Genomic DNA, 25,909 nt, shown 5'->3' on the forward strand with positions numbered 1-25,909 from the left:
CAGGTGGTGGTGACCGATCCGATTTTGGAGCGGCTCGCCGACGATTTCGTGGAGCAAGCCGGGCAGCACGACTGGCATTTCGCCTCTGCACTTTCACCGGAACGGCAGCAAGCCCTGCTGGCATCCTGCGATGTGCTCGTGTGCGCGCGGCTCACTCCTGAGCAGGCGCGGGGGTGCGGTGCGCGATATGTGCACATTACCGGTATCGGTGCCGACCGGGTTGCGGTAGCCCATTTGCCTGCCGGAACTATCGTTTCCCGCACTGGCCATCATGAGCGTTCCATCGCGGAACATGTAGTGATGGTCTCGATGGTCCACCAACGCCGGCTGCTGGAGACCAATCGGGAACTGCAGGCTGGAATCTGGCGTACGGTAGCGACAGCTCCCCAGACACCAATGAATCCAACTTTTTCGGGACTGACCTTCGGATTCGTGGGCCTTGGCGGTATCGGCGAACAGGCGCTGGCACTGTGCAACGCCCTGGGGGCGCGGAGCGTCGCGGTGCGCCGGTCTCCCGGTGGAGCACTGCCTGCCGGGCTGGAATGGGCCAAGACCATGGATGCGTTGCCAGAGCTCCTCTCGGCCAGCGATGTCGTCGTGCTCGGCGTGCCTCTTACGGCCGAAACCACCGGGCTGATCGGCGCAAGCCAGCTGCGCCAGATGCGCCCGGGCGCGCTGCTGGTCAACGTGTCGCGCGGTCCGGTAGTCGACCAGGACGCGCTGTTCGAAGCGCTGGTCAATCAATCAATTGGTGGCGCCGCGCTTGATGTCTGGTGGGACGCGCCTTCCGGCGTGGTCGCGCCTGAAGCAGTCCGCAGATTTGCCCAGCTGCCAAATGTCATCGCCACACCGCACAACTCAGGACATACACTGGATACCTTCGGTTCCAGGGTGGGTGAAATCGCTCAGAACATCACTGCTTTTGCCGACGGCCGGAGCTTGAGCAACCAGCTTTAGGGCCGCGCCAAGTCAACGGCAGGTCGCAATGAAGCAACCAAGACGCGTCCGTGTCGATGATGCTCCGTAGAATAGTAGCCATGCAAGATGAAAAGCTGTTGCAAACGGTTGAAGAAGAGTTCACCGCCATACTTCTGCACGCCCGGGATATGCTCATTCGCCGTGCGAAGGCCGTACACCCGGACCTGCAGGCACCAGGCTACCGGGTATTGGCACTGGTCATCCGTGATGACGCCCAACAGCAGGGCGTCCTAGCAGAAAAACTCCGCCTGGATAAGGCGACCATTTCCCGTTTGGTTCAGCATCTGGAAGCCCTTGGACTGGTCACCCGAACCCAGGACCCTTCCGATGGCCGGGCGCAGCTGGTCTCCGCGACCCCGCTGGCCCATGAGAAATGGCTGGCTAGCGGCAACACCTTGCGTCAAGAACTGCGTCGGCAGCTCACCGAATGGGAACCGGGCGAGCTGCAGAACTTCGGTGAATTGCTGCACCGATTGAACATCAGCTTCGGCGAACTTGCCTAGACGGCAAGGCAGTTAGCTCATCAGGGCCAAGAAGTCATCTGCATTCAGGGCTGCCTGCTGCCCTGCTTGGGCTTCGTCGCCAAGGACATCATTAAAGAGCTGCGTCTTCTTCGCTTGAAGTGCCAGAACCTTGGATTCGATGGTGTCCTTAGCGACGAGGCGATAAACATAGACCGGCTTCTCCTGGCCGATGCGATGCGCGCGGTCAATAGCCTGGGCCTCGGCAGCCGGATTCCACCAAGGGTCCAACAAGATGCAGTAGTCCGCCGCCGTGAGGTTGATGCCAAAACCGCCTGACTTCAGCGAGATGAAGAAGACCGGGAACTGGCCATCTGTGAACCCCTCAATCAATTCCTTGCGCTTGGCGGCACTTGTCGAACCGTCCAGGTAGCCATGAGCAATGCCCAGCTCTTCGGCTATCTCCTTCGCTTTGGTAAGGAAGCTGGTGAACTGGCTGAAGATCAAGATCTTGTGTCCTTCTGCCACGGCATCGCCAATCATTTCACGCAGCAATTCGAGCTTCGCGCTCGCTCCGTCCCCTTCTCCGACCAGTGACGGGTCCAGGGCCAGCTGACGCAGCAAAGTGAGCGACTGGAGGATTTTGAACCGGTTCGAATCGACGTCGTCAACCAAGCCGAGCACCTCTTGGCGCACGCGCTGGAAACGCCGGTCGTAGGCTTTGCGGTGGTTTGGTTCCAGTTCCACCTCCAAGATTTGCTCCGTCTTGGCAGGAAGTTCGGGAACAACCTGTTCCTTGGTGCGCCGAAGGACAAAGGGGCGCAGCCGGCTCTTGAGCCGTTCAAGCCGTTCCTTGTCCCCGTCGGATATCTGCTTTTGGTAGTTGTCCTTGAAAGCGTTCTGAGCGCCCAACAGCCCAGGGGCTGCCAGCGAAACCAGGGCCCACAGCTCCAGCAGGTTGTTCTCCATCGGAGTGCCTGTGACCACAAATTTGCAGGGGACAGGCAGTTGCCGGGCCTGCTTATATCCCTTGGAGGCATGGTTCTTCAGCTGTTGGGCTTCATCCATGATCATGACCGAGAACCCTGCCGCTTCGAACTCTTCATAGGAGAGCCGGAAGATCGCATAGCTGGTCACGATCAACTGGGCATCGCCCAACTGGTCTGCGACTGTTTGCCCTGCCTTCTTGGCGGTAGAGGTAATCCCCCGCGTCTTCAGATGGGGAGTGAACCGGTGTGCTTCATTGATCCAGTTGCCTACGACCGAGGTAGGTGCCAGAACCAGGAATTTTTGGCCCGGGTTCTCGATGCGTGCCTGTTCGAGGCACGCCAGCAATTGGACGGTTTTACCCAGGCCCATGTCATCTGCCAGAACCCCTCCCAGCGAGTGGGTTCGCAGGAAGTTAAGCCACGCGAGCCCCTGTTCCTGGTAAGGGCGCAAGTTGGCCTTGAAACTCTCGGGCAGTTCCACGGGATTAAGCTCTTCGCCGCTGGTGAGCTCATTCATGTTCTGCAGCCACTGGTTATGCTGGGCTTCGATAATGCCCAGATCCAGCAGTTCCTTCCACCAGTCGATGCTCAGTTTGTGGACCCGAATTGTATTGCCTTCGACCTTGCCTAATTCACCGGCCTCGTCGATCAGCTGACGCAGCTGGGCGAAGTCTTCTCCGCCGATGGGAATGACGGTCAGGTCCTCAAGAACCAGATAATCCAAGTGCAGCGTGAGCGCAGCTAGCAGTAGCGCAAATGGCACCTTGATGTCATCGATGGTGACCTCGACTGTCAGATCAAACCAGTCTCCAGTGCTTTCACCAGCATCGATGGCTACCGTCGCAGGAGAGTCGATAATCCGATACTTGGGAAGCTGGTTCTGGGCTTCAATCAAGATATCGGGATGTTCTTCCAGTAACGGCAAGGTGTAGACCAAGAAGTCGATGGACTCATCCATCGTCAGCTCTCGATCTTCGTAGATCCCGTTCGATTTCACCTGTCCCAAGGCAGAGTCGTCGCCCAATTTGTCATTGATCGAAGCGATGATTTCCTTTTCAACACTTCGCTGGCGTTGGGCCTTGGCTGCGTACTTCCATGAATAATGCAGGCTGACGCTGTCGACAGTGCTTGAAACGCGCAGTCGCAGCACTGGTCGTGGAGGGTCGGGGATGGCGTAGGAAACATCCGCGCTCTTCAATGGCGCCAGCTGGCGCACCCTGTCCAGATGGGTTTGCTCAAACCGGCCTACTTCAGAAGACGGAATGAACTGGACACCGGAGGCAATAAACGTGGCGAGCTCTGCTGATACCGGATCAGCAAATTCTGCCAGGCCCCAGGTCTTGGATTTGGCCAACGGCTGGGAGGAAAAAGCCACAAAAGCAGGGGGATTTCCTACGGGCAACAGGTGCGTGTGTTCAGGTTCAGGACCATGAAGCACGCCTTCGACGGTCAGGCCGTTTTCCCCTTGACGGAAATCCACGTATGCATGGGCCAGTTTTTCACTGAAGTTCACCGGCGGCTTGGACGCAGAACCGCCATTAATAATGGCAACGCCTGCATCCTTGAGATCCTTGAAAGCGGCCAAGAGATCCTTGCCAGGAAGTTCCATCAAGGAAATCCAGTCTGTGGTTTCCCAGAAATGACCGTACTTCACCTTTTCGGCATGTTCCCGCAGGCGGTTCAATTCCACGACTGCGCGGCGTTGCGCCCTGGAAAAGTGCTCGTCAAAGGCGACCGATTTCCAGCTAATGCCGGTCTGCACCCACGGGCTCTTGGTTCCTTGCTTTGCCGGCCTCGCTTGGAGAGTGAGGACATCTTCTCCTCCGTACCGTGGCTCTGTGACGACCTTCAAAATCAGGCCCAGCGGCTCTTCGACAATGTCGGTTTCTACTTCAACGACGGGCAACAACCGATTCAGGTTTCGTTCCCATTGGGGAACCGCATTGCGTTGCCAGCCATAAGGGTCGGCTGCCTGATCCGAGACGTAGAGCGGGTCTTCGGCGTCGCTGACTATCTCCAGCAGCAGTGCTGCGACTTCCGGGCAGGAGTACTCAGATGGATGTTCGGTGCAGAAAGAGTGGAATTCTATGCCCTCGTTGCCGATCCGAAACCCGACCATGACCTCGCTGTTGCGAACCAGCGCAGTGACTCGGGCGTTCCCCCGTTCACGATGGCGTTCAACATCCTGGACTTTTCCGGATTCGAAGAAGAATTGCCCGATGCGAAGTTCTTCCTCGGACACTAATGAGTTCACTGAGGAAAGAGTCAGCTGGAATTCCATCATCGCCATCCATGGGTAGTGCGTTGGAGCGGATTGCTACCCACCATCCTATCGACGCTAAGGGACAGGACCGCCATGACGAAACGTTAAGTGGATACTTTACCGATCCGCTTGCCACAAGATACAAAGGAACCACTGAATCACGAGTTCCACTCATCACAGCCCTGGCTGAGTGGACGGCAACCCTTTAGGCCATTGTGCGGGGTGCCCCAGGTGACGATTCGACGCTTCTTGAAATCCAGGATCGTAAACGATGGCGCCCCTGCGCCAGAAAGGGGATGAATCCCCATGCCTCACGCAACAGCCAAGCTATCCGTGGCCGAAGACCGCTCTCAACGCCTGCAAGAAGCCGGTGCCGGTTGGGGCGAACGGATCTCCTCCGCTCCACACAGTGCCCAGTTGACCTTCACTGTCCAGGGCGAGGGTTTTGCTTCGGTCGCCAGCAATATTCGCGCCGGCAAGCACACCTTCACCGTCGATGAACCAGCAGCGCTCGGCGGTAACGACATCGCCGCCAGTCCCGTTGAATACGCATTGGCAGCCTTGGTCTCATGCCAGGTCGTGGTCTATCGGCTCTACGCCGAGAGCCTGGGCATCCAGGTTGATGATGTGCAGATTACCGCTGATGGGCAGCTCGATGTTCGCGGACTATTCGGCATCGACGCGTCGGTGCGTCCCGGTTTCTCTTCAGTGGATTTGAAAGTCCAGATAGCTGGTCCAGAATCCGTCGAGCGCTACGAGGAATTGCGCCAAGCAGTTGATGCCCACTGCCCAGTCCTCGATCTGTTCGCCAACCCGGTGCCAGTGGCCACCTCGCTGCATCTTGCCGAGGCCAACTAGCACCTGCTTAATAGCAAAGACGCGGTGGCGGCCCTTGTTATCAGAGGCCACCACCGCGTCGTTGCACTGGGAGGGATTACTGCTCCAGGAAGTTCAGCAAGACCTTGCCAGACTTCGAGGAATCCTTGGCTGTTTCAAAAGCTTCAAGGCCATCGGATACCGGGAACTCGTGGGTGACGGCCGCGCCGATGTGCAGGGAACCGTCGGCCAGCGCATCGATCACCTGGTCGATTTCGTCGTTGAAGCGGAAAGAGCCGACAAGTTCCAGCTCGCGGGTGATGGCCAGCGAAATCAGGGCAGGTTGCTCGCCGGAGGGCAGCAGGCCGACCATGACGACGCGTCCGCCACGCACCGCGCCGCGAATGGCAGAGGCCAGGCCGCGGTAATTGCCGCTGGCCTCGATCACCACATCGGCGTTGACCTTGGCGATTGCTTCCTGGTCATCGGCGCGCAGGGTTGCGGTGGCACCGAGTTCTTTGGCAATGCCCAACGGCGTCTCGTGCATGTCCACCGCGATGATTTCGCTGGCACCGGCGCGCTTGAGCACCGCCACGGCCAGCGCTCCGATCGGGCCAGCGCCAATGACCAGAGCTTTTTTGCCGGAGACGGTGCCGGCACGCGAGACCGCATGCCAAGCCACGGCGGCTGGCTCGGCCAGCGCAGCGTCACGCAGCGAGAGGCCAGCGGGCAGTTCGCGCAGCATGCGTGCAGGCAGATTCACCTCGCGGGCAAAAGCGCCCTCGGTATGCGGGTAGCGGGCAGCCGAGCCCAAATAAGTGCATCCGGGTGAAAGGTTCGGGCGGTCAGAAGGATAGGGTTCCCCGGTGTCTCCCGGTGTTGCCGGGTGCACCGCGACTTTGCTTCCCGCGCCCGGGCCGCTGCCATCAGCGGCCGCCTGGATAACGGTGCCGACGATCTCATGCCCGAGAACCATCGGGGCCTTGAGGATGGACTCCCCGGCCGCTCCGTGGCTCCAATAGTGCAGGTCCGAACCGCAAATGCCGCCATAGGCGATGGCGATTCGTGCTTCATCCGCAGCGGGTGCGGGCAGGTCGATCTGCTCGATCCGCAGGTCGCCAGCGGCATGGGCGACGACGCCCAGGGTCTTGTTGGAAAGGGTGCTAGACGACAACGCTCATGCCTCCGTCGATGAAAATGGTTTGCCCGTTGACGTAGTTGGATCCGTCCGATGCCAGCCATACCGCTGGACCGGCCAAGTCCTCGACTGAGCCCCAGCGGGCAGCCGGGGTACGGCCCAGGATCCAGGAATTGAACTTCTCGTCGTCCACCAGGTTCTGGGTCATTTCGGTGTGGATGTATCCCGGTGCAATGCCGTTGATCTGCAGGCCCGCGCCAGCCCATTCGGCGGTCATCGCGCGGGTGAGGTTGCGCAGGCCGCCCTTGGCCGCGGTGTAGGCGGAGATGGTGGGGCGGGCGAGGTCGGTTTGCACCGAGCAGATGTTGATGATCTTGCCTTCGCCGCGTTCCACCATGCCGCGGGCGGCTTCTCGGCCTACCAGGAATGCGCTGGTGAGGTTGGTATCAATCACACGCTGCCAGTCGGCCACGTCGAGGTCCAGCATCGGCACGCGGTGCTGGATGCCGGCGTTGTTCACCAGAATACGGATGGCGCCGATGTTCTTTTCGATGGCTGCGATGTTCTCGCGCACGGCGGCGTCGTCGGTGACGTCAAAGCAGGCGCTGTGGATTTTTTCGGCACCGTAGCGGGTGGCAAATTCGGCGGCGGTTTCGGCCAGACGCTGCTCATCGCGGCCATGCAGGATGATCGTGGCGCCGGCATCTGCCAGGGCGCGGGCAAGTTCGCGGCCGATGCCGCGGGAGGACCCGGTGACCAGGGCCAGTCGTCCGGACAGGTCAAAAAGTTGGCTCATGAATTCCCTCGCATGAAGTGTCGATGGTACATCGACGGGAACTCATCACCGGTGTAAACCAACTGACGTATCCGAAATGCAGCCCCGTCGCCTACTGAAAACATATCAGATATATGAGGAGCTAAGGGTAATAAAGTCCGACTTATTTAACTGGTGCTCTTGCTACCAGATCTAGCGGGTCTGCGAGTAGAACCAGGTGATGTGCTCTTCGAGCAGCTGGGCTGCGCGCTCGCGCTGGCCGGTGGCAAAGGCATGGTGGATGGCCTTGTGCTGGCGGCGCAGCACCTTGACCACCGGTTGCCAGGCTTCGTCGTCCGGGATGGACGCGGCAACATAGTCACTGATCGAGTTGCGCAGGGATTCCATCATGGATTCGACCACCGCGTTGCCCGCCATGGATGCGAGCAAAACGTGGAATTCGGCATCAATGCGGTGGAAGGATTCGCGCGAGAGCTGCGCATCATCCATGCGCATGATCAGCACCGCGGTCCGATCTATGACCTGCTGGGCATGGATGGGGTCGCGCGGCGTCATCTGGGCTGCCCAGGTTTCCAGCAGGATGCGCGATTCAACGATCTCGCGGACGTTGATGCCCTTGGCCGCCAGATGCAGGCGCAGCGCCTGGGAAATTCCCGCCGCGGGATTGGAGATGATCACGGCGCCGGAGTTCGGCCCAGATCCAGTGGAGGTCCTGATAATGCCCATCACGTCGAGGATGCGGATGGCATCGCGCACCGAAGCGCGGGAAATCCCATGCTGCTCCGCGAGCGCACGTTCGCCAGGAAGCTGGTCCCCCACGGACAACTTCTCGGTACGCAGATCTTCCTCAATGGCCTGAAGCACGATCTGGTACGCACGCGGAGCTGGGTTAATTGGCATCGGAACTATTTTAGCCGTTCAGCACCCTATGGAAGCATCCATGAAAGCACCGGGGTGGACTGCAGGTAGACCAGGACGCACAGCACCAGCAGCATGCCCACCGACCAGCCGGCGACCTTCTTGAGGATCACCGATTCCTGGCCTTCCATCTTCACGCTGGTTGCGGCAATGGCCAGGTTCTGCGGGGAAATCAGCTTGCCGACGACGCCGCCGGAGGTATTGGCCGCCACCAGCAGATGCGGATCGATCCCGGCATTCACGCCGGCGGTCTGCTGAAGCTTGGCGAACAGCGCGTTGGCCGAGGTATCCGATCCGGTCACCGCGGTGCCGATCCAGCCCAGGATTGGCGAGAGGAAGGCGAAGAACCCTCCGGCACCGGCCAGCCAGGTTCCCACGGTGATGGTCTGGCCGGACAGGTTCATCACGTAGGCCAGCCCCAGGACCGAGAGGATGGTCAGCGCGGCGAAGCGCATGTTGTAGATGGTCTTGCCGATCTCCGACAAGCCCTCGCCGAAGGTCATGGCGTACTTTCCGCCGCCGGTGTACTTCGAGTACACAAAGGCGACGATCACGCCGGTGATCAGCAGCAAGGTGCCCGGCGAAGACAGCCAGGAGAAGGTGTACATGGTCGAGGAAACCGCCTTGCCGCTGGCATCCACCACCTGCCCGTGCAGGCCGGGCCAGCCGAACTTGATGTCGGTGCTGGCCAGCCAGGCAGGGATGTCGACGCCCAGCTTCCAGAGCTTGGCCAGGCCGAAGACCACGATCACCAGCAGGTACGGGAACAGCGCCATCCAGGTGTTCGCGCCGTGCAGCTTGGTGCCTTGCTGCACCGGCACGGCGGCGGCTTCGGCGGTCAGCACGCGGGCCCGAGCTTCGTCGGCGCCCTTCGGGGTCCAGAAGCGCAACAGGATCACGGCCGCTGCCAGGCCGACCAGCGATGCGACGATGTCGGTCAGCTCGTAGGAGAAGTAGGTGGAGCACAGCCACTGGGCCAGGCCGAAGGAAATGCCGATGACCAGGGTAGCTGGAAGCACCTGGCGCACGCCGCGCCAGCCATCGAGGATCAGCACCAGGATGGTCGGGACAAACAATGCCAGCAGCGGCGACTGGTGGCCAACCACGGCGCCGATTTCATGGGCCGGAATGCCGGTCAGGGCTCCCGCGGTGGTGATCGGAATAGCCACGGCGCCAAAGGCCACCGGTGCCGTATTGGCAATCAGCACGGCGCAGGCCGCACGCAGCGGCGAGAGGCCCAGGGCCAGCAGCATGGTCGCGGTAATGGCGACCGGGGCGCCGAATCCTGCCAGCGCTTCGAGCAGTCCGCCAAAGCAGAACGCGATCAAGACGGCCTGGATGCGCACATCGCCGCCGCCGATCACGTCGAAGACCCGGCGCAGGTCTTCAAAGCGTCCGGACTTGACGGTGACCTGGTAGAGGAAGATGGCCATCACCACGATCCAGACGATCGGGAAAGCGCCAAAGACCATGCCCATGGCCCCGGAGTTCAGGGCCATGGCCACCGGCATCTTCCAGCCGAGAATGGCGACGATGATGGCCACTGCCAGCGATCCCAACCCGGCCCAGTGGGCCTTGGTTTTGATCACTGCCAGCAGCACAAAAAAGGTGACAAGAGGAATCAGTGCGATCAGCGCAGAGATCGCAACACTTCCTGCTATCGGTTCAGTTGAGGGAGTAAACACGGTGTGGGCGTCCTTGCTCGAGTATTGGTCTGACCATATGTGGTCCGACCACCAAGGGTACAAGGGTGAGTGGCATCACAACAAGTCTTGACTATCGCGAAAATAATCGCATAGTATGGTCAGACCACACTTGAAAGAGTCTTTAATCATGCGAATCGCCCTCTTTGCCACGTGCATAGTCGACGCCATGTACCCGGAAACGGCCAAGTCGACAGTGAGAATCCTGGAACGCTTGGGCCACGAGGTCATTTTCCCCAAGGCGCAAGCCTGCTGCGGGCAAATGCACATGAACTCCGGCTACATGCCAGAAGCACTGCCCGTTGTCGAAAACCACATCAACGCCTTCGACACCGACGACTACGACGTCGCGGTCGCCCCCTCCGGCTCCTGCGTCGCCTCCATCAAGCACCAGCACCCCTATTTGGCGCAGCGCCTGGGCAAGCCAGAACTCAAGGACCGGGCCACTGCTGTCGGTGCCCGCACCTACGAGCTGACCCAGCTGCTGGTGGACGTTCTGGGCATCAGCAACGCGGCCGAGCAGCTGGGCAGCTACTTCCCCGAAACCATCACCTACCATCCCTCCTGCCACGGCATGCGCTCGCTGGGCCTGGGCGACCGCCAGCTGGATCTGCTCAAGACCGTCGGCGGCATCACCGTCAACGAGCTTCCCGAAGCAGACCAGTGCTGCGGTTTCGGCGGCACCTTCTCGATCAAGAACGCAGACGTCTCCTCGGCCATGCTCGAAGACAAGGTCAAGAACATCTGCTCCACCGGCGCCTCGGCCTGCTCCGGCGGGGATGCCTCCTGCCTGATGCACATCGGCGGCGGCCTCTCGCGCACCGGCGCCAAGCCGAAAACCCTGCACCTGGCCGACATCCTGGCCAGCACCATGGAAGAGACGGTGTCACTGTGACCCAGGTATTCCTCGGCATGCCCGCCGGAGGACAGGGCAACCTGTTCGAGACCGAGCCCTTCCCCCAGGCGGCGCACCGCGAACTGGGCAACACCCAGATGCGCAAGAACCTGCGCCATGCCACCCACACCATCCGCGACAAGCGCTTGAAGGTCGTGGGCGAGCTTCCCGACTGGGAGGCGCTGCGCGATGCCGGCAGCGCCATCAAGAACAATTCCATGGCCACCCTTGAAGAGCGCCTGTTGGAGTTCGAGAAGAACTTCACCGCCCGCGGAGGCGTGGTGCACTGGGCCCGCGACGCTGGCGAGGCGAACAAAATCGTCACCGATCTGGTCAAGGCCACCGGGTCGACAGAGGTGGTCAAGGTCAAGTCCATGGCCACCCAGGAGATCGGCCTGAACGAGCACCTGGAAACCGAGGGCATCGATGCCTTCGAAACCGACCTCGCCGAGCTGATCGTCCAGCTGGGCCACGACAAGCCAAGCCACATCCTGGTTCCTGCCATTCACAAGAACCGCACCGAGGTACGCGACATCTTCCTCAGCCAAATGCCGGTGGTGGATCCGAACCTGACCGATGAGCCGGCCAAGCTGGCCGAAGCGGCACGTTCCCACCTGCGCAAGAAGTTCCTGGCCGCCAAGGTCGCGATCTCCGGAGCCAACTTCGCCCTGGCCGATACCGGCACCCTGGGCGTGGTGGAATCCGAAGGCAACGGCCGGATGTGCCTGACCCTGCCCGAAACCCTGATCACCGTCATGGGCATCGAAAAGGTCCTGCCGCACTGGGAGGACATCGAGGTCTTCATGCAGCTGCTTCCCCGCTCATCCACCGGCGAGCGCATGAATCCGTACACCTCCTTGTGGACCGGTGTCACCGAGGACGATGGCCCGCAGAACGTGCACATCGTCCTGCTGGATAATGGTCGCACCCGCGCGCTGGCCGACCGCTTCGGGCGCACCGCGCTGAATTGCATTCGCTGCTCGGCCTGCATGAACGTCTGCCCGGTCTACGAGCGCACCGGCGGCCATGCCTATGGCTCCACCTACCCGGGCCCGATCGGCGCGATCCTCTCCCCGCTGCTGACCGGCATCGAGGTCGAGGAAAACGGCTCCCTTCCCTACGCCTCCTCGCTGTGCGGTGCTTGCTACGAAGCCTGCCCGGTGAAGATCAACATCCCGGAAATCCTCGTGCACCTGCGTGGCGAAGATGTGGATGCCAAGCGCGCCAAGCACAAGCTGCCAACCCAGATGGACCTGCTGATGAAGGGCGGCTCCTGGGCCTTGGGCAAGGGAAAGAACCTTGGCCTGCTCGAAAAGGCGCTGCCGCTGGGCCGGCTGGCTGCGGGCAAGGACAAGAAGATCAAGAAGCTGCCGGGCATCGCTGCCGGGTGGACGCAGAGCCGCGACATTCCGGTCCCGCCGCAAAAGTCCTTCCGCGACTGGTGGAGCGACGAAAAGGAGTCCAAGTGAGCGCGAAAGAAGAAATCCTGACCAGGATCCGTTCAGCCCTAGCCGATACCCCGGCGACCGAAGAGGTTCCCCGCAGCTACCGCACGGCTTCGACGCTGGGCAAAGAGCAGCTCATCGAGTTGCTGGTGGACCGCTTGGTGGACTACAAGGCCGGCGTTGAGGTGATCGAGGCGGGGCAGATTCCACAATTTGTTGCCGCCAAGCTCAAGGATGCCTCCAGCGTGGTCTACCCGCAGGGACTGGATGCCAGCTGGCTTTCGGCGCTGGGCCAGAACGTGGAACAGCGCGTTGATGCTCCCGGCGCCCGCTTGAGCGTCGCCGAATTGGATGCCACCAGTGCCGTGGTGACTTCTTCGGCGGTTTCCGTTGCCGAATCGGGAACGATCATCCTTGATGGCCAGCCCGACCAGGGGCGCCGCGCTATTTCGCTGGTTCCCGATCACCACGTGTGCATTGTGCCGATCTCCACGATCGTGCAGCTGCTGCCCGAGGCCATGCCGCGCCTGTCCATCACCCGGCCTCTGACCTGGATCTCCGGCCCTTCGGCAACCAGCGACATCGAGCTGGAACGTGTTGAAGGGGTGCACGGACCGCGCACCTTGGATGTGCTGATGGTTCGCGGCCTGTAGCAACTCGCGCTAGGCATTGTGGCCGGTTCCCCCACCTGGAAAGGGCCGGGGAACCGGCCACAAGTTTTTATCGGTCTGGCGCTACTTGGTGGTCACGGCCATTTTTCGAATACGTTTCAGCACTATCTGAGCGAATTCAGGGCAGTTAGCGTCGCGCAATGCTTCCGGAAGTTGCTTGCCGTCACGTTTCGCCCAATACGGAGCTTGGAACTCGATAACTTTTTGGACGGCTTGTGGATCAGATTTTTCGATCTCCACAAAAAACTCGTCGCAGGAGTAAACATCATAAAGCGCCAGATCAGAAGAAAATCCAGAGTCCTGTGTAAGTAAAATATCTGCACGGCTTGCTTCTGCCGCATGGTGAACATGCCAGTCTCCGGAATCTGCCATACCGTCGACTTTGCCCCCGGGGAAAACCTCAATAATCTCGTCAAAAATATCTTGGATCTTTGACATCAATGAGGAGATTCCTTCGCCATCCCACTCAGGATGATCATCTCTTAAACGGGTTCCCGCTTCATTAATGACATCCCACGAAGTATGTATCTGAAAAAGTCGGCCGCGCGATTCAATCCGCAGCAGAAAGAGCCAGTCATACAGGGTTCTGCTAAAGAGAACATTCGCATCAACAAAAACACGTTGGGCCATGGCGCTATTCCTACCATGGCCCGACGTGCCTGATTCCTAGAAAGTGCTACTTGTGATTTTCGATTTCATCACGAATCTCTAGAAGGTCCATCATCGCGGCCTTTCGCGCAACTTCGCGTTTGGCCTTGAGATTCATAACGTCATCTCGCTTGAACCTTGTATGACTACCGACCTTGAATGAATCGATATCTCCGGCTTTTGCCATTTTTAGCAGAGTAGGCCGGGATACCCCCATAACTTCAGCAGCGGTATTGCTAGTAAGCTCGTCGGGCAAGGAACCCACAGTGACACTTCCATTTAGGGCAAGTGTGCGAATTACTCGAGCGATGATCCTCGAAAGTTCCGGAGATAGCTCGCGTGTTTCACCGTCAGCCATGATTGCGGCAAACCCAGCGATGCCGGCTGGAGCGATATCAACTTCGTGCCGCACCGATATGAGCTCCTCAGCACTGACCATGACGTCAGCCTTGGATAGCACAGCACTCATCTTGATCCCCCATGTTCTCTACAGCTCAAAAATATCACTTTTCACTTATAAGTGAAAGGGGTAGTCGTGGTAGTTCCAGACCGCCATTCAAGGCATCGCAAAACTCGATGACACCGCGCTGTACTTTGTCCGCCCTCCGGTGCGTTCGGCTAAGCACTGTCCGTCAATATTTCATCGCGCCCAGAAGGCACGCAGGTATGCGGTCGAGGAACCGGCCAAAAGTATTTATCAGGCTGGCGCTACTTGGTGGTCTCGGCCATTTCGTTGGGCTCGGAATCCAGGAGCACGGAGGTGCAGCGAAATTATCTGATCGTCGCCCGCGTTTGACTCAAGGCCCAGCCCCGCGCTACCTCCCACAAGTCCTGCTTTATGCGCCGGGTACTGCCGTCATCGATAACAGCACGTTCGGGGTGAGTCTGCTTACATGAGTGGGTAGGCTGAAGCATTTTCCGAAGGACATCCATGGCTGAGCAGCACCCACAGGTACCGGCGCATTCGGTTCCCGATTCCGCCCTGCGCTTCATCGGATTCCTTTCGTTTTTTGACCGCTACGGCACTCCGCCGATGCTGCTGGCACTCTCGCTGGGCACGTCTTTGGACTTCTCCCAAGCCGTTCAGCTTGTCACCGCCTACTCGTTGTTCTACGCCATCGGGCAACCGCTGTGGGGACTGGCCAGCGATCGCTTCGGACGACTTCTCGTCCTGCGTTCAGCGCTCATTGGTGCCGGTGCCGGCGCCCTGGCAAGCATCATGTTCAGCGATTATGCACCTCTGCTCATTGCACGATGCCTCACCGGACTGATGTTCGGCGCACTCTATCCGACGCTCCTGACCTTGCTCGGCGACACTCGCCACGGTGTTGAACGGGCACGCGGGCTATCGGATCTTCAGATCTATTCGTCCTTGGGCACCACCTTGGCCACGCTCTCGGCAGGAGCGCTCGCTACCTATCTGGATTGGCGCCTGGTCTTCGCGCTTCCAGCGCTAGGGAGTGTCGCTGCGTTGTATTCCTTGCGTCGTTTGCGAGAGCCACAGCATTCGCGCAGCAGTTTTAGCCTTGCAGCGGCATTGCGTCCAATGAATTTGGCCTTGTACGCCATCGTCTTTCTGGAAGGCGCGCTGCTGATGGGTCTGCTGACCTACGTTGTACCCGCCTTGCAGCGCTCGGGTGCTTCCATTGGAGTAGCGGGCGTCTTGGGGTGCGGTTTTGCAGTGGGAGTAATTTTGGGCGCGCGGTTGATGCGACGGCTGGTGGCGCGAATCTCGCGGACCTGGCTGATCGGTGGAGGCGGATTGCTGCTCTGTGGAGCTTTCCTGCCATCCGCGCTCTGGCCTTCAGCCGGTTCATATACCGCCACTGCCCTGCTCCTGGGAGCCACGAATGCCATCATGCACTCTTCGATGCAGGGCTGGGCCACCGACATCGCACCGGATGCTCGGGCGACCACGGTATCGTTCTTCGTGTTTTCGCTCTTTGCCGGCGCCTCGGCGGCCACCTATGTCAGCGCCGCCACCGCAGAACAGGGACATTACGCGCAGATTTTCGGTTACGGCCTAGTCTTCAGCCTCGTATTAACTGTTCTTGCGACCACTACTCATGCGCTATGGCGCAAGAAGACCCCAGGCAACTAATCTGTCCGCGGCTTGGCAGCACAAACAGCCTATGAATGGGCAACGCCTTGCTGCACTTTGAGCGGAGCCTACTTGAACGCGCTGATGATCACGCCGGCACCCATCAGGAACAGCGCCGCACAAGCCGTCCACTCCAAACGCAGAGCGATCTCTGGTCGCTTGAACCAGTGCATTGCCTTGGACGCAGCAGTGCTCAAGATCAGCATGTAGCCGAAGCCTACCGAAGCGAAAATTGCACCTAGCCCCATCCCCCAGAGGAAAGTATTGGAATCCTTCGGGATGAAACTTGGCATCATGGCAAGAAAAAGCAAGCCCAGCTTTGGATTTAATGCAGCAGAAAGCATGCCAGCGGCAAAGGTCTTTCCCAATGAGTGAACTTCCCGACGATGCCCCTCACGAGTTTCAGTGCGAGCGATCGCGCTATCAGCCTTGGCAACCGCTCGCGATTTCAGGAAGCCGCTGAGCCCCAGATACGCCAGATACAGCCCACCGAGAATGGCGATAACGGTTTCAACCATGGGAAACCGCTGAATTACCGAAGCCGCGCCAGCTCCCGCCAAGGTAGCCCAAGCGAAAATGGCGACCATCATTCCCAGCGCTGCAATTATTCCGTGCATCTGCCGCACCAGCGAATAGCGCAGCACCAAGAAAGTATCTGGTCCAGGTGAAAGTGTCACCATCACGCAAACGCCAAGGTATGCGCAGAACGAAGCCCAAGTCATAATGCACCAGTTTAGAAATGAAATTGCTACATCGGCGAAACGGTGACGATGGCATCAACCAGTTTCACGGTTGGCAGTCGCTGTTCTCGATAAGGGCTTCTGGGGCTCGAGCAGAACATTTTCTCCAGTTTGTACGAGAATTGACCCAAGCATTGATTTAATAGACTCACCATCAAGTTTGAAAGCAGGCGGCAATGTCTACTCCGAATGGCGAACCGCAGAATCCGTACACTGCGGGGCAGCCAAACCAGGGCCAGAATCAGCGGTTCGGTCAGCAAGGGCAATACCAGCAGTCGCAGTATCAACAGTCCCAGTACCAGCAGTCTCCGTACCAGCAGACGCCTTACCAGGCTGGCTATCCCGGATACCCAACGCAGGCGCAGTTCGAGGGAAGCCAGCTGGCCCAGACCTCCATGATCCTTGGCATTCTTTCGATCTTTATCTTGAATGTAATTTTGGGTCCCATAGCAATCGTCAAGGCCAACCGGGCCGAGCGCGAGTTTAATACAGCGGCAACCGTGGGCAAGGTGACTGGCTGGATCGGCACCATTATCGGCTTGTTCTGGGTTCTTGGCTTCGTGGGCATGATGGTTCTGGCAATCTTCGCGCCAGAAATGTCCTACGACACCTACGACAACGGCTTCTAGGCTCACTAGAAAATCCGCTTAACGACAAAAGCCTCCGAACCATAACTGGTTCGGAGGCTTTGCCGGTATCGGCCCTCATACCGCCAACCCCATGGCGGTTCTCGGGAAGCTATTTAGGCTGCGGCAGGCAGTACGAAGGAAGCATCAAGCTCGATCTTGACCTTGTCGCTGACCAGAACGCCACCGGCTTCCAGCGCTGCGTTCCAGGTGATGCCGAATTCCTTGCGGGAGATGGTGGTGGATGCGAAGAAGCCAGCGCGGGTTGCACCAAAAGCATCGACAGCCTGGCCGCCAACTTCAACTTCGAATTCAACTTCCTTGGATACGCCACGGATGGTCAGGTCGCCAACCAAGATGAACTCGTCGGCACCGCCCTTGAGGCCGGTCGACTTGAAGGTCATGGTTGGGAACTGCTCGGCGTCGAAGAAGTCAGCGCCCTTGAGGTGGCCGTCGCGGTTTGCATCCTTGGTGTTAACCGAGCTGATCTGAACGGATGCTTCAACGCTGGAAGCTTCCAGGGTCTCTGCGATGTTCAGGGTTGCATCGAATTCGGTGAAACTACCGCGAACCTTGGAGATGCCAGCGTGGCGGACCGAGAAGCCAACCTCTGAGTGCGATGCGTCAAGGTTCCAGGTACCAGCGGTCAATGCAGTTGCAGTCATGTCTAAATCCTTCCGTTGCGCCAACAAGTAGTTGACGTTTCAATTTGTTTCGATGACACCAGTATTGCACCAATTAAGTTGAAGCGTCAATGAGTTTTCTCAAAAAAAATCCCCAACACGCACGCGTGCGACCAGAATTCGCATGTTGACCTCAATCTTTAGGCTACAAAATTCTTTTTGAACTACTTTTGCACTCGACCGGTCTTGGCTCAATGCGGCGATTTGGGTGCAACCCAGCCCATTCATTCTGCAACCACGGCTGAACCGGGGAAACCAACCCTGGATGAACCTTCAATGGCAAAAGCTGGACCCCGACTTCCAAAGAAGTCGAAGCCCAGCTTGCGAGGTCATCCACTATCGAACGCTATATCAAGGCTTGGAAACCAGCCCTTGATCAACCATCCATTCAAAGGCAACGTCTGCTGGCTCGCGGCCAACGACATCCACCTGGTAGTTCAGTTCCATCAGGACTTCATCGGTGAGCAGCGGAGCGATCTGGGCCATAATGCCTTCAACTTCCGGATGCTCTTTCAAGAATTCGCCATTAAAAGCTGGAGCGGCGTTGTAGCTCGGGAAGTACTTCTTGTCGTCTTCCAATACCGTCAAGTTCAAAGCCTTGATTCGGCCATCGGTGGTGAACACTTCGCCGAAGTTGCAAGCACCGTCGGCTGTTGCCTGATAGATAGCGCCAACGTCATAGAGGCCAATATTGCTCTCCGGAACCTCAGCCCCGCGGTCAATGCCATAGTGCTCCAGCATTGGCGTCAGGCCATCGCGGCGCGAATTGAATTCAGGATCGACACAGAAGGTCAGATCCTTCGGATCCACATCTTTCAGCTCTGAAAGCTTGGTAACTCCCAGGTGTTTTGCCGTCTCTTCATTCATTGCCATGGCATACGTGTTGTTCAGTGGTGCCGGATCGCCCCAGTCGATGCCATTGGGAATATCGTCCTTTTTCACCGCTTCCCACTGTGCCTGTTCTCCATCGACCGGTTCTTCATGGCCAAGATATGTCAGCCAAGCGGTGCCGGTGTATTCCCAAAGCACACTAGCGTCCCCGGAGAGCAATAGCTGCCGGGCGGGCTGGGAACCTGGCACGTTGGTCAAGTCGGTGACGTCGTAGCCGGCGGCTTCCAAGGCGATCACGGTGATCTTGCCCAAGAGCAGCTGCTCGGTGAACGACTTGGAAGTCACCGTCACCTTCGACTTTTCCTGGCCATCAGCGACCGGCTGGATTTTTCCGGGCCCCACCGCGGGGACGGTACCCGTTGACGGGCTCAGGCCGCAACCGGCTAAACCGATCACCGCAGCGATCGAGACCAGGGACAGTTTCATTGCGTTTTTCATGACAGTCCCTTCGGCCGTGCAACCTGTTCCACGACGCGTCCCAGCCAATCGATGGTCAAGGCCAGCAGCGCAACCAGAAGCGAACCGGTAATCAGTACGACGTTGAGGTTGAGGTTCACCCCGGTGGTGATCAGGATGCCCAATCCGCCACCGTTGATGAAGGTCGCCAAAGTGGCAGTACCCACCAGGAGAACCAGCGCGGTGCGAATGCCGGACAGCATCACGGGCACGGCCAAGGGCAGCTCCACCTTGAACAGCACTGCCATCAAGCTCATGCCAATGCCTCGCCCGGCCTCGACGATGCGCTGGTCTACCTGTTGCAAGCCCACGATGGTATTGGACAGCACCGGCAGAATGGCATAGATCACCAACGAGACGATCGCGGTCTTGGCGCCGAATCCAAGCCAGAACGCCAACAGCACGACAACGCCAATAGCCGGAGCTGCCTGGCCGAAGTTGGCAATGGCCCGCACAACCGGCGCCGCACGGCGCAAGCCCGGACGGGTCAGCACAATGCCCAGGGGAATGGCGATGATCAAGACGATCACCGTGGAAATCACCGTCAGCTTCAGGTGCTCCAGGGTGTATCCCCAGATCGTGGCCGGATCCAGTGTCTGGCGTTCGGTCTCGGTCAGATCAGCGGTCAGCAGCCACACCATGAGCACCGCGAAGGCCGCGGCGATGGCCACGATTTGCCATATAAGGGTTCGTTTTTCTGCGCTCATACAGGTTCACCATCCGAATTGGCGGCCCCGCTATTGATGTCCACGATGTTGATAGCTCCAGAGTTCAACCCGACCGGTGCCGAGTGGTCCCCGTCTTGGGCGCCATTGGCCGCAGCGATGGCTTCCATCACCGTCTGGACGGTGATGGTGCCCAGCAGCACGTCTCGCCGGCCGGTGACCAGCGCCGATTCGGAACTGGCCACCAGCATGGTGTCCAGGGCATCGTTGAGCGTTGCCTGCTCGCCAACGACCGGAAGGCTCTGGTCATAGGTGCCGTCGATGATCTCCGCACGCGAGAGCTGCCGGCGATCCAGCCGGCGCAAGGGACGCCCGCGTGAATCCAGGACCACCGCGTACTTGCGGCCGGCGCCTTGCACTTGCGAGAGCACATCGGAAGCCCGCTTGCCCGGCGATGTCGTGATCGCTTCTTCCAGGTCCACCTCGTTGACCCGGGTCAGCGTCAGCTGCTTCAAGCCTGCGCCGGAGCCAATGAAGTTCTCCACGAATTCGCTGGCCGGATTGGCCAGGATCCTTTCGGGAGAATCGTATTGCTCCAGCTGCGCGCCTTCGTTGAAGATGGCGATCCAGTCCCCCAGCTTCACCGCTTCGTCAAAGTCGTGGGTGACGCAGACAATGGTCTTCTGGACCTCGGACTGGATGTTGAGCAGCTCATCTTGCAAGCGCTGGCGGGTGATCGGATCAACCGCGCCGAAGGGCTCGTCCATGAGCAATACCGGAGGGTCAGCCGCCAAGGCGCGGGCCACGCCAACGCGCTGCTGCTGGCCACCGGAAAGCTCCTTCGGGAAGCGGTCCCGATACAGCTCGGGATCCAGCGATACCAGCTCCAGCAGCTCATCGACACGTGCCGCGATCTTTTCCTTGGACCACCCCAGCATCTTGGGAACCATGGCGATATTGGTTGCCACGGTCATATGCGGGAAGAGCCCTCCAGCCTGGATGACGTAGCCAATGCGCCGGCGCAGCTCGTCGCCATTCATGCCGGTGACGTCTTCCCCGTTGATCACGATTTTTCCGCTGGTAGGCTCGATCAGCCGGTTGATCATTTTCAGGGTCGTCGTCTTGCCGCAGCCCGAGGGCCCAACGAACATCACGATGGATCCGGCGGGGATCTCCAGGGTAAGGCCGCCGACTGCGGATTTCTTCTGCCCGGGGTACGTCTTGGTCACTTCTTCGAGCATGATCGACGCGCCAGTGACATCCTGTGCGGTCATGGTTTCGGAATTCTTATTTTCAGACACGGATACCTCGCGGGGTAGTCAGTCGGCCGATGCCGAGCAAAATCAAGTCAAGAATGAGCGCAAGAATCACGACGCCGGCCACGCCGGTCACGACAGATTCCAGGGAGTTGGCTCCGCCAAGGCGGGAAAGGCCCTGGAAAATGAAGCCACCGAGGCCCGGGCCCAGCGCATAGGAGACGACAGCGGCTACGCCCATGACCATCTGGGCCGAAACTCGCACGCCGGTCAGGATGACAGGCCAGGCGATGGGCAGTTCCACGGAGATGAGGGTTTTCAGCCGGCTCATTCCGATGCCCTTGGCGGATTCGACAATGGACGGTTCGATATTATTCAGGCCCACGATGGCATTGCGCAGAATTGGCAGAGCAGCGAAGAACGTCACCACGATCACCGCTGGTGCAACGCCGAAGCCAAAAGGAACAATCAGCAAGCCAATCAACGCGAAGGACGGGATGGTCAGCCCGATGGCGCTGACGGAGTTGGCGATGCCGGAGAGGGATTTATTGCGGTACACCAGGACGGCAATAAAAACAGCAATGACAGTTGCCAGGATCAGGCACTGAGCGACCAGCGAAAAGTGCTGCCACGAGGCGAAGAAAATATGGCGATATCGCTCGCCAAAATAGTCACCCACATTAAAACCTACTTCACTTTAGTTACGTATCCAGATAGATCTCAGGGCAGCAAAACTGCCCCGTTCATATCCTGAGCTTACCGGGGGTAATTCAGGTCACCAAGATTATCGGGGCTGGGCACCGCGCCCCGCACCATGTTCTACCGGGCAAAACAATCCTTGTGGGAAGCTGAAACAGGGTGTGAATTCGACCCGAAATGTAGTGAGATAGAAACATGAAACTTGCTACGCTCCGCCTCGCCAGCGAACCCGGCCATACCACGGCAGCTCTCATCGACGATGGCAGGGCCTACTATCTGGACAATCTCGACACCGTGCAGCGTTTCCTTCGGCTCGATCCCGAAACCCAGCAGGAAGTCATCGCCCGCGCGCTAGTCGGCGAGTCCATTGCAGAGGGCGAAGCCGACTACGCCCCCTTGATTCCCCAGCCGTCGAAGATCTATTGCATCGGCTTGAACTACAAGTCGCATGCGGCAGAAGTCGGCGAGGAACTGCCCAAGTACCCCACCGTATTTGCCAAGTTTGCTTCATCGCTCTGCGGCGCAAACGACGCGGTGGAGATCCCGGTAGAAGACCATCGCGTTGATTACGAGGCTGAATTGGCCATCATCATCGGCGCACCGGGCCGCCGAATCAGCGAGGAATCCGCCCCGGAACATATTGCCGGCTACGCCGTTTCCAGCGACGTTTCCATGCGCGGATACCAGGGGCGCACGCAGGAGTGGCTGCAGGGAAAGATCTGGGATCACTCCACTCCCCTTGGTCCGTGGCTGGTGACTCCTGACGAACTGGATCCAGCAGCAAAAATCACCAGTTCCGTCAACGGCACGGTAGTCCAGGAGGCCCGGATCGACGATTTGATCTTCTCCGTGAGCGAGCTGGTTTCCTACCTCTCGACCTTCAACGAGCTGCAGCCCGGTGATGTCATCCTGACCGGCACCCCTGCAGGTGTAGCACTGGGACGACGCGACGAAAATGGGCGCCACCCGTGGCTCAAGCACGGAGATGTGCTGGAGACCCGGATTGAGGGTCTGGGAATGGCCCGGACAACGTTCCACGCACCACAGAACTAGCCATTTAGCTGCAATGGGCCTGCCAGTTGAACTGGTGGGCCCATTGCCTTGCGATCACCTCTCCGCTTGTTATTGAGAATCATTCTCATATAAGCTGAATGGTGTGAAAGTCATAGTTCTCTCTTCCCTCGACACTTCCTGCCGCGACGCAGGGCTTAAGCACCTCTTGGGCCACCATCCGCAGGCCGTGGTGCTTTCCTACGACTTCGTCGAAGGCAACCGCCTGGTGCGCACCGTCTCAGGAAATGCCTCCGCAGAATACGGCGAGGCGGTTCTCGAGCATCCGTGCATCGGCTGCGCGGTCAAATACGAGATTTTCCCTGCCATCCAGCGGCTGGCGCCACGACATGCCGACGCCACAATGCTCCTGGGCCTGCCAGCAACTTGGCACAGTGGTTCCGTGCTTGAAACCCTTGCCGAAAAGCTGGAGCTGGCAGGCATCAGCGTGGGCAGCAATGTCCTGTCCTTGGATCCTGTCGAACTCGAAGACCAGATGTGGGATCGGCACACGCTCTGGGAATCGGGTTTCAGCTCCATGCAGCAAGACCAGCGGACCCCCGGCGAGTATTTCTTCACCGAGCTCATGCAAGCTGACACCCTGATTCCGGTGGAAGGGATGCAGACTCAGCTTCTTGAAGCGCCTGACAGCCCCCGCCGCGATGGCGGAAAGGACTTCATCGCCGGGTTGGAGCTCGCCCAGCATCTGGCCCCGCATGCCGCTTTGTGCCGCCATGGCAGCGAACTCGGATCCTTCAGCTATGAGGCCGTCCAATGGCGAACCCGTGCAGGCCACGTTCCGATGGCCCGCCACCTCGCCCCTTCTGGCAGGGCTCCCCTTCACTTGCATGCTGAACGCCCGTTGCACCCGCAGCGATTCCGCGAAGCGCTCTCCGAACTTGCCGCGTCCTGCACTTGCCTTCGGGGCCGGCTTTGGGTGGCCAGCGCGCTCAGTGAGCGAGTGGCTATTGGCGGCGCCGGGCCACGCATCTGGATGGAAAATACGGGTTCATGGTCGACAGAAATTGCCGCCTCTGAACTGATGCTCTACGACTCGGAACATGAAGCCGGACAGATCGCCAAGATCTTCGAGAACTGCCAGGTCACCGAGGACGAGCTGCAAGACCTGTTAACAACTGCTCCAGCTCCAGGCAACAACCCTGATCTGCAAGGAGGTGAATGAAATGAAGGTTCGCAACTCACTGCGCTCGCTGAAAAACGAGCCAGGTTCCCAAGTTGTCCGCCGCCGCGGACGCGTGTTTGTCATCAACAAGAAAAATCCTCGGCTCAAGGCCCGCCAAGGATAGCCGCCTGTCCTGCCAGCAAGGCCATGCAACTTGCTGGCAGGAAGACCGCCCAACGCGTGAATCACGCCACCCACCTGCGCATTCAGTGACATGGGTCGCACCCTGCCTTAGGATGTGAGCTATGAAAGCTTGGGCTTTCGTGTCATCACCCACTCGCGCAAAGGATTGTTGAGCTTATGGAAGCGTTGGGAACACTCTTCGGAGATATTTCCTCATTTATTTGGGGGCCTTTTTGCCTCATCCCGCTATTGCTGGGCACCGGCCTGTACCTGACCATCAGGCTCGGCGGACTGCAATTCGCCAAGCTTGCAGCTTCCCTTCGCCTCGGGCTGCTCAAGCGCAAGGACGACGGCGCTGAAGGCGACGTCTCCCAGTTCCAAGCACTGACCACTGCACTGGCGGCCACCGTGGGAACAGGCAACATTGTCGGTGTTGCCACCGCTATTGGCATCGGCGGCCCCGGCGCCCTGTTCTGGATGTGGGTCACCGGCCTGCTGGGCATGGCTTCGAAGTACTCTGAAGCATTCCTCGGAGTCCGCTATCGCGGCACCGACGCGGCCGGCGAAAAATCCGGCGGCCCGCAGTACTACCTGCAACGCGGTATCCGCGGCCCGCTGGGCAAGTTCCTTGCCCTGTTCTTTGCCATCGCCGCCACCCTGGCCAGCTTCGGCATCGGAAACATGACCCAGGGCAATTCCATCGCGGCCAACCTGGACAACTCCTTCGGCGTCACGCCTTGGGTTACCGGACTCGTCTTGACCGTCCTGTCCTTGGCCGTGCTTGTTGGCGGCATCAAGTCCATCGGCAAGGTCACCGCAGGCTTTGTGCCAGTCATGATCGTTTTCTACGTTGCAGCCTCGATCTTCATCCTGGTCTCCAACGTCGCTGGCATTCCGGCAGCCTTCGCCGAGATCTTCTCCGATGCCTTCACCGGCACCTCGGCAGTTGGCGGCTTCACCGGCTCGGCCATTATCATCGCCGTTCAGTACGGTGTGGCTCGCGGTATCTTCTCCAACGAATCCGGCATGGGTTCGGCAGCTATCGCAGCTGCCGCAGCACGGACCACCCACCCGGTTCGCCAGGGCCTGGTATCGATGACCCAGACCTTCATCGACACCATCATCGTTGTCACCTGCACCGGCCTGGTCATCATCACCACCGGCACCTGGAACAAGATTGATGAAGCCACCGGCGAGCAGGTTTCGGCCGCGCTAATGACCGGCGAAGCCTTCACCCACGGCCTGCCCGGCCAGTGGGGCCACTGGATTGTCACCATCGGACTGGTGATGTTCGCCTTCTCGACCATCCTGGGCTGGTGCTACTACGGTGAACGCAATATCGAGCGCCTGATCGGCCGCAAGGCAGTCATGCCATTCCGCGTGCTGTTCTCGCTGATCGTCTACGTAGGTTGCACCACCGAGCTGACCGCGGTATGGAACTTCTCCGACATGATGAATGGCTTGATGGCCCTTCCGAACCTGATCGGCCTGCTGATCATGTCCGGCCTGATCGCCCGCGAAACCCGCTGGTACCTGAAGAATGATCCCCAGCTGGAAGCCGGCAAGGCCCAGATCGAGGACTTCATGAGAGACCGCGATGGCTGGAGCGAATGGAAGTCCGGCGATGTCGTGGGTTCGTCCCACAGGCGCTAGGACTTCGGCGCACCCCTCATAAGAATCATCCCAGCGAGACCCTTGATTCGGGGTTTCGCTGGGATGATTTCTATGTTCAGCGC

General features: G+C 59.3%; 25 protein-coding genes and 1 riboswitch. Of the genes, 12 read left to right on the forward strand and 13 right to left on the reverse strand.

Annotation, left to right across the window (positions count from 1 at the left end):
- Positions 1 to 9: 9 nt before the first annotated feature.
- Positions 10 to 957: a 2-hydroxyacid dehydrogenase gene (locus AOZ07_RS14455; RefSeq protein ID WP_194943685.1), complete on the forward strand. Its 948-nt coding sequence runs from the start codon at positions 10 to 12 to the stop codon at positions 955 to 957.
- 80 nt (positions 958 to 1,037) lie between these two features.
- Entirely contained in the window at positions 1,038 to 1,481 is a 444-nt protein-coding gene (locus AOZ07_RS14460; RefSeq protein ID WP_060702616.1) for a MarR family winged helix-turn-helix transcriptional regulator, read from the forward strand.
- 12 nt (positions 1,482 to 1,493) lie between these two features.
- On the opposite strand, the gene AOZ07_RS14465 is transcribed toward AOZ07_RS14460, so the two are convergent.
- Complete coding sequence (locus AOZ07_RS14465) at positions 1,494 to 4,682, reverse strand: DEAD/DEAH box helicase (RefSeq protein ID WP_194943686.1); 3,189 nt, start codon at positions 4,680 to 4,682, stop codon at positions 1,494 to 1,496.
- 165 nt (positions 4,683 to 4,847) lie between these two features.
- Positions 4,848 to 4,968: riboswitch (SAM riboswitch) on the forward strand.
- 29 nt (positions 4,969 to 4,997) lie between these two features.
- Between AOZ07_RS14465 and AOZ07_RS14470 the strand changes: the two genes are divergently transcribed.
- Positions 4,998 to 5,549 (forward strand): OsmC family protein, encoded by a 552-nt coding sequence (locus AOZ07_RS14470; RefSeq protein ID WP_084793283.1) that lies wholly within the window; start codon positions 4,998 to 5,000, stop codon positions 5,547 to 5,549.
- Between the two features lie 76 nt (positions 5,550 to 5,625).
- Here the strand turns inward: AOZ07_RS14470 and AOZ07_RS14475 are convergent, their stop codons facing one another.
- The 4 genes from AOZ07_RS14475 to AOZ07_RS14490 form a co-directional block, all read right to left on the reverse strand.
- On the reverse strand, positions 5,626 to 6,681 hold the full coding sequence (locus tag AOZ07_RS14475; RefSeq protein ID WP_060702618.1) for an L-idonate 5-dehydrogenase: 1,056 nt from the start codon (positions 6,679 to 6,681) through the stop codon (positions 5,626 to 5,628).
- Positions 6,671 to 7,441: an SDR family oxidoreductase gene (locus AOZ07_RS14480; protein WP_060702619.1), complete on the reverse strand. Its 771-nt coding sequence runs from the start codon at positions 7,439 to 7,441 to the stop codon at positions 6,671 to 6,673. Before AOZ07_RS14480 ends, AOZ07_RS14475 begins: the two co-directional genes overlap by 11 nt.
- A 171-nt stretch (positions 7,442 to 7,612) precedes the next feature.
- Complete coding sequence (locus AOZ07_RS14485) at positions 7,613 to 8,320, reverse strand: FadR/GntR family transcriptional regulator (RefSeq protein WP_060702620.1); 708 nt, start codon at positions 8,318 to 8,320, stop codon at positions 7,613 to 7,615.
- Positions 8,321 to 8,346: 26 nt separating this feature from the next.
- Positions 8,347 to 10,023: an L-lactate permease gene (locus AOZ07_RS14490; protein ID WP_060702621.1), complete on the reverse strand. Its 1,677-nt coding sequence runs from the start codon at positions 10,021 to 10,023 to the stop codon at positions 8,347 to 8,349.
- A 148-nt stretch (positions 10,024 to 10,171) separates the two neighbouring features.
- Between AOZ07_RS14490 and AOZ07_RS14495 the strand changes: the two genes are divergently transcribed.
- Genes AOZ07_RS14495 through AOZ07_RS14505 form a run of 3 tightly spaced genes read left to right on the forward strand, consistent with a single transcriptional unit; the run spans position 10,172 to position 13,034 of the window.
- Entirely contained in the window at positions 10,172 to 10,936 is a 765-nt protein-coding gene (locus tag AOZ07_RS14495) for a (Fe-S)-binding protein (protein ID WP_060702622.1), read from the forward strand.
- Between the two features lie 17 nt (positions 10,937 to 10,953).
- Entirely contained in the window at positions 10,954 to 12,405 is a 1,452-nt protein-coding gene (locus AOZ07_RS14500) for a LutB/LldF family L-lactate oxidation iron-sulfur protein (protein ID WP_084793431.1), read from the forward strand.
- Positions 12,402 to 13,034 (forward strand): LutC/YkgG family protein, encoded by a 633-nt coding sequence (locus AOZ07_RS14505; RefSeq protein WP_060702624.1) that lies wholly within the window; start codon positions 12,402 to 12,404, stop codon positions 13,032 to 13,034. Before AOZ07_RS14500 ends, AOZ07_RS14505 begins: the two co-directional genes overlap by 4 nt.
- 81 nt (positions 13,035 to 13,115) lie before the next feature.
- Here the strand turns inward: AOZ07_RS14505 and AOZ07_RS14510 are convergent, their stop codons facing one another.
- Positions 13,116 to 13,682, reverse strand: coding sequence for a PIN domain-containing protein (locus AOZ07_RS14510; RefSeq protein WP_060702625.1), 567 nt, complete (start codon positions 13,680 to 13,682; stop codon positions 13,116 to 13,118).
- Between the two features lie 46 nt (positions 13,683 to 13,728).
- Positions 13,729 to 14,169 (reverse strand): helix-turn-helix domain-containing protein, encoded by a 441-nt coding sequence (locus AOZ07_RS14515; RefSeq protein WP_060702626.1) that lies wholly within the window; start codon positions 14,167 to 14,169, stop codon positions 13,729 to 13,731.
- A gap of 462 nt (positions 14,170 to 14,631) precedes the next feature.
- Here AOZ07_RS14515 and AOZ07_RS14520 point away from each other — a divergent pair, with 462 nt between their 5' ends.
- Complete coding sequence (locus AOZ07_RS14520) at positions 14,632 to 15,801, forward strand: MFS transporter (RefSeq protein ID WP_060702627.1); 1,170 nt, start codon at positions 14,632 to 14,634, stop codon at positions 15,799 to 15,801.
- Between the two features lie 68 nt (positions 15,802 to 15,869).
- Here the strand turns inward: AOZ07_RS14520 and AOZ07_RS14525 are convergent, their stop codons facing one another.
- A complete protein-coding gene (locus AOZ07_RS14525; protein ID WP_075972511.1) occupies positions 15,870 to 16,523 on the reverse strand; it encodes a LysE family translocator in 654 nt (217 codons plus the stop codon).
- Between the two features lie 194 nt (positions 16,524 to 16,717).
- On the opposite strand from AOZ07_RS14525, the gene AOZ07_RS14530 reads away from it, so the two are divergent.
- Positions 16,718 to 17,170 carry a DUF4190 domain-containing protein gene (locus AOZ07_RS14530; RefSeq protein WP_060702629.1) on the forward strand — a complete coding sequence of 151 codons (453 nt, stop codon included), beginning with the start codon at positions 16,718 to 16,720 and terminating at the stop codon, positions 17,168 to 17,170.
- 113 nt (positions 17,171 to 17,283) lie between these two features.
- Here AOZ07_RS14530 and AOZ07_RS14535 read toward each other — a convergent pair whose 3' ends face one another.
- From AOZ07_RS14535 to AOZ07_RS14555, 5 genes are all read right to left on the reverse strand, one after another.
- A complete protein-coding gene (locus tag AOZ07_RS14535; protein WP_060702630.1) occupies positions 17,284 to 17,832 on the reverse strand; it encodes a YceI family protein in 549 nt (182 codons plus the stop codon).
- 369 nt (positions 17,833 to 18,201) lie between these two features.
- Positions 18,202 to 19,179, reverse strand: coding sequence for a glycine betaine ABC transporter substrate-binding protein (locus AOZ07_RS14540; protein ID WP_060702631.1), 978 nt, complete (start codon positions 19,177 to 19,179; stop codon positions 18,202 to 18,204).
- Positions 19,176 to 19,904: an ABC transporter permease gene (locus AOZ07_RS14545; protein ID WP_060702632.1), complete on the reverse strand. Its 729-nt coding sequence runs from the start codon at positions 19,902 to 19,904 to the stop codon at positions 19,176 to 19,178. The genes AOZ07_RS14540 and AOZ07_RS14545 overlap by 4 nt, the downstream gene beginning before the upstream one ends.
- Complete coding sequence (locus tag AOZ07_RS14550; protein WP_060703495.1) at positions 19,901 to 21,136, reverse strand: ABC transporter ATP-binding protein; 1,236 nt, start codon at positions 21,134 to 21,136, stop codon at positions 19,901 to 19,903. The genes AOZ07_RS14545 and AOZ07_RS14550 overlap by 4 nt, the downstream gene beginning before the upstream one ends.
- Before the next feature lie 19 nt (positions 21,137 to 21,155).
- A complete protein-coding gene (locus AOZ07_RS14555) occupies positions 21,156 to 21,797 on the reverse strand; it encodes an ABC transporter permease (protein ID WP_060702633.1) in 642 nt (213 codons plus the stop codon).
- 215 nt (positions 21,798 to 22,012) lie between these two features.
- On the opposite strand from AOZ07_RS14555, the gene AOZ07_RS14560 reads away from it, so the two are divergent.
- From AOZ07_RS14560 to AOZ07_RS14575, 4 genes are all read left to right on the forward strand, one after another.
- Positions 22,013 to 22,870 (forward strand): fumarylacetoacetate hydrolase family protein, encoded by an 858-nt coding sequence (locus AOZ07_RS14560; RefSeq protein WP_060702634.1) that lies wholly within the window; start codon positions 22,013 to 22,015, stop codon positions 22,868 to 22,870.
- Positions 22,871 to 22,973: 103 nt separating this feature from the next.
- Positions 22,974 to 24,050 carry a GTP-binding protein gene (locus AOZ07_RS14565; RefSeq protein ID WP_060702635.1) on the forward strand — a complete coding sequence of 359 codons (1,077 nt, stop codon included), beginning with the start codon at positions 22,974 to 22,976 and terminating at the stop codon, positions 24,048 to 24,050.
- 1 nt (position 24,051) lies between these two features.
- Positions 24,052 to 24,174: a type B 50S ribosomal protein L36 gene (gene ykgO, locus AOZ07_RS14570; protein ID WP_060702636.1), complete on the forward strand. Its 123-nt coding sequence runs from the start codon at positions 24,052 to 24,054 to the stop codon at positions 24,172 to 24,174.
- A 176-nt stretch (positions 24,175 to 24,350) separates the two neighbouring features.
- Positions 24,351 to 25,826, forward strand: coding sequence for an alanine/glycine:cation symporter family protein (locus AOZ07_RS14575; RefSeq protein ID WP_060702637.1), 1,476 nt, complete (start codon positions 24,351 to 24,353; stop codon positions 25,824 to 25,826).
- The last annotated feature ends 83 nt before the right edge of the window (positions 25,827 to 25,909 follow it).

Source organism: Glutamicibacter halophytocola (assembly GCF_001302565.1).
GTDB classification, from domain to species: domain Bacteria; phylum Actinomycetota; class Actinomycetes; order Actinomycetales; family Micrococcaceae; genus Glutamicibacter; species Glutamicibacter halophytocola.

Bases quoted from the DNA above. Each gene is read 5' to 3' on its own strand.
- AOZ07_RS14460 (WP_060702616.1), top strand. From the start codon at position 1,038: ATGCAAGATGAAAAGCTGTTGCAAACGGTTGAAGAAGAGTTCACCGCC.
- AOZ07_RS14470 (WP_084793283.1), top strand. From the start codon at position 4,998: ATGCCTCACGCAACAGCCAAGCTATCCGTGGCCGAAGACCGCTCTCAA.
- AOZ07_RS14480 (WP_060702619.1), bottom strand. From the start codon at position 7,441: ATGAGCCAACTTTTTGACCTGTCCGGACGACTGGCCCTGGTCACCGGG.
- AOZ07_RS14485 (WP_060702620.1), bottom strand. From the start codon at position 8,320: ATGCCAATTAACCCAGCTCCGCGTGCGTACCAGATCGTGCTTCAGGCC.
- AOZ07_RS14495 (WP_060702622.1), top strand. From the start codon at position 10,172: ATGCGAATCGCCCTCTTTGCCACGTGCATAGTCGACGCCATGTACCCG.
- AOZ07_RS14500 (WP_084793431.1), top strand. From the start codon at position 10,954: ATGCCCGCCGGAGGACAGGGCAACCTGTTCGAGACCGAGCCCTTCCCC.
- AOZ07_RS14510 (WP_060702625.1), bottom strand. From the start codon at position 13,682: ATGGCCCAACGTGTTTTTGTTGATGCGAATGTTCTCTTTAGCAGAACC.
- AOZ07_RS14515 (WP_060702626.1), bottom strand. From the start codon at position 14,169: ATGAGTGCTGTGCTATCCAAGGCTGACGTCATGGTCAGTGCTGAGGAG.
- AOZ07_RS14520 (WP_060702627.1), top strand. From the start codon at position 14,632: ATGGCTGAGCAGCACCCACAGGTACCGGCGCATTCGGTTCCCGATTCC.
- AOZ07_RS14525 (WP_075972511.1), bottom strand. From the start codon at position 16,523: ATGACTTGGGCTTCGTTCTGCGCATACCTTGGCGTTTGCGTGATGGTG.
- AOZ07_RS14530 (WP_060702629.1), top strand. From the start codon at position 16,718: ATGTCTACTCCGAATGGCGAACCGCAGAATCCGTACACTGCGGGGCAG.
- AOZ07_RS14535 (WP_060702630.1), bottom strand. From the start codon at position 17,832: ATGACTGCAACTGCATTGACCGCTGGTACCTGGAACCTTGACGCATCG.
- AOZ07_RS14540 (WP_060702631.1), bottom strand. From the start codon at position 19,179: ATGAAAAACGCAATGAAACTGTCCCTGGTCTCGATCGCTGCGGTGATC.
- AOZ07_RS14545 (WP_060702632.1), bottom strand. From the start codon at position 19,904: ATGAGCGCAGAAAAACGAACCCTTATATGGCAAATCGTGGCCATCGCC.
- AOZ07_RS14550 (WP_060703495.1), bottom strand. From the start codon at position 21,136: ATGACCGCACAGGATGTCACTGGCGCGTCGATCATGCTCGAAGAAGTG.
- AOZ07_RS14560 (WP_060702634.1), top strand. From the start codon at position 22,013: ATGAAACTTGCTACGCTCCGCCTCGCCAGCGAACCCGGCCATACCACG.
- ykgO (WP_060702636.1), top strand. From the start codon at position 24,052: ATGAAGGTTCGCAACTCACTGCGCTCGCTGAAAAACGAGCCAGGTTCC.
- AOZ07_RS14575 (WP_060702637.1), top strand. From the start codon at position 24,351: ATGGAAGCGTTGGGAACACTCTTCGGAGATATTTCCTCATTTATTTGG.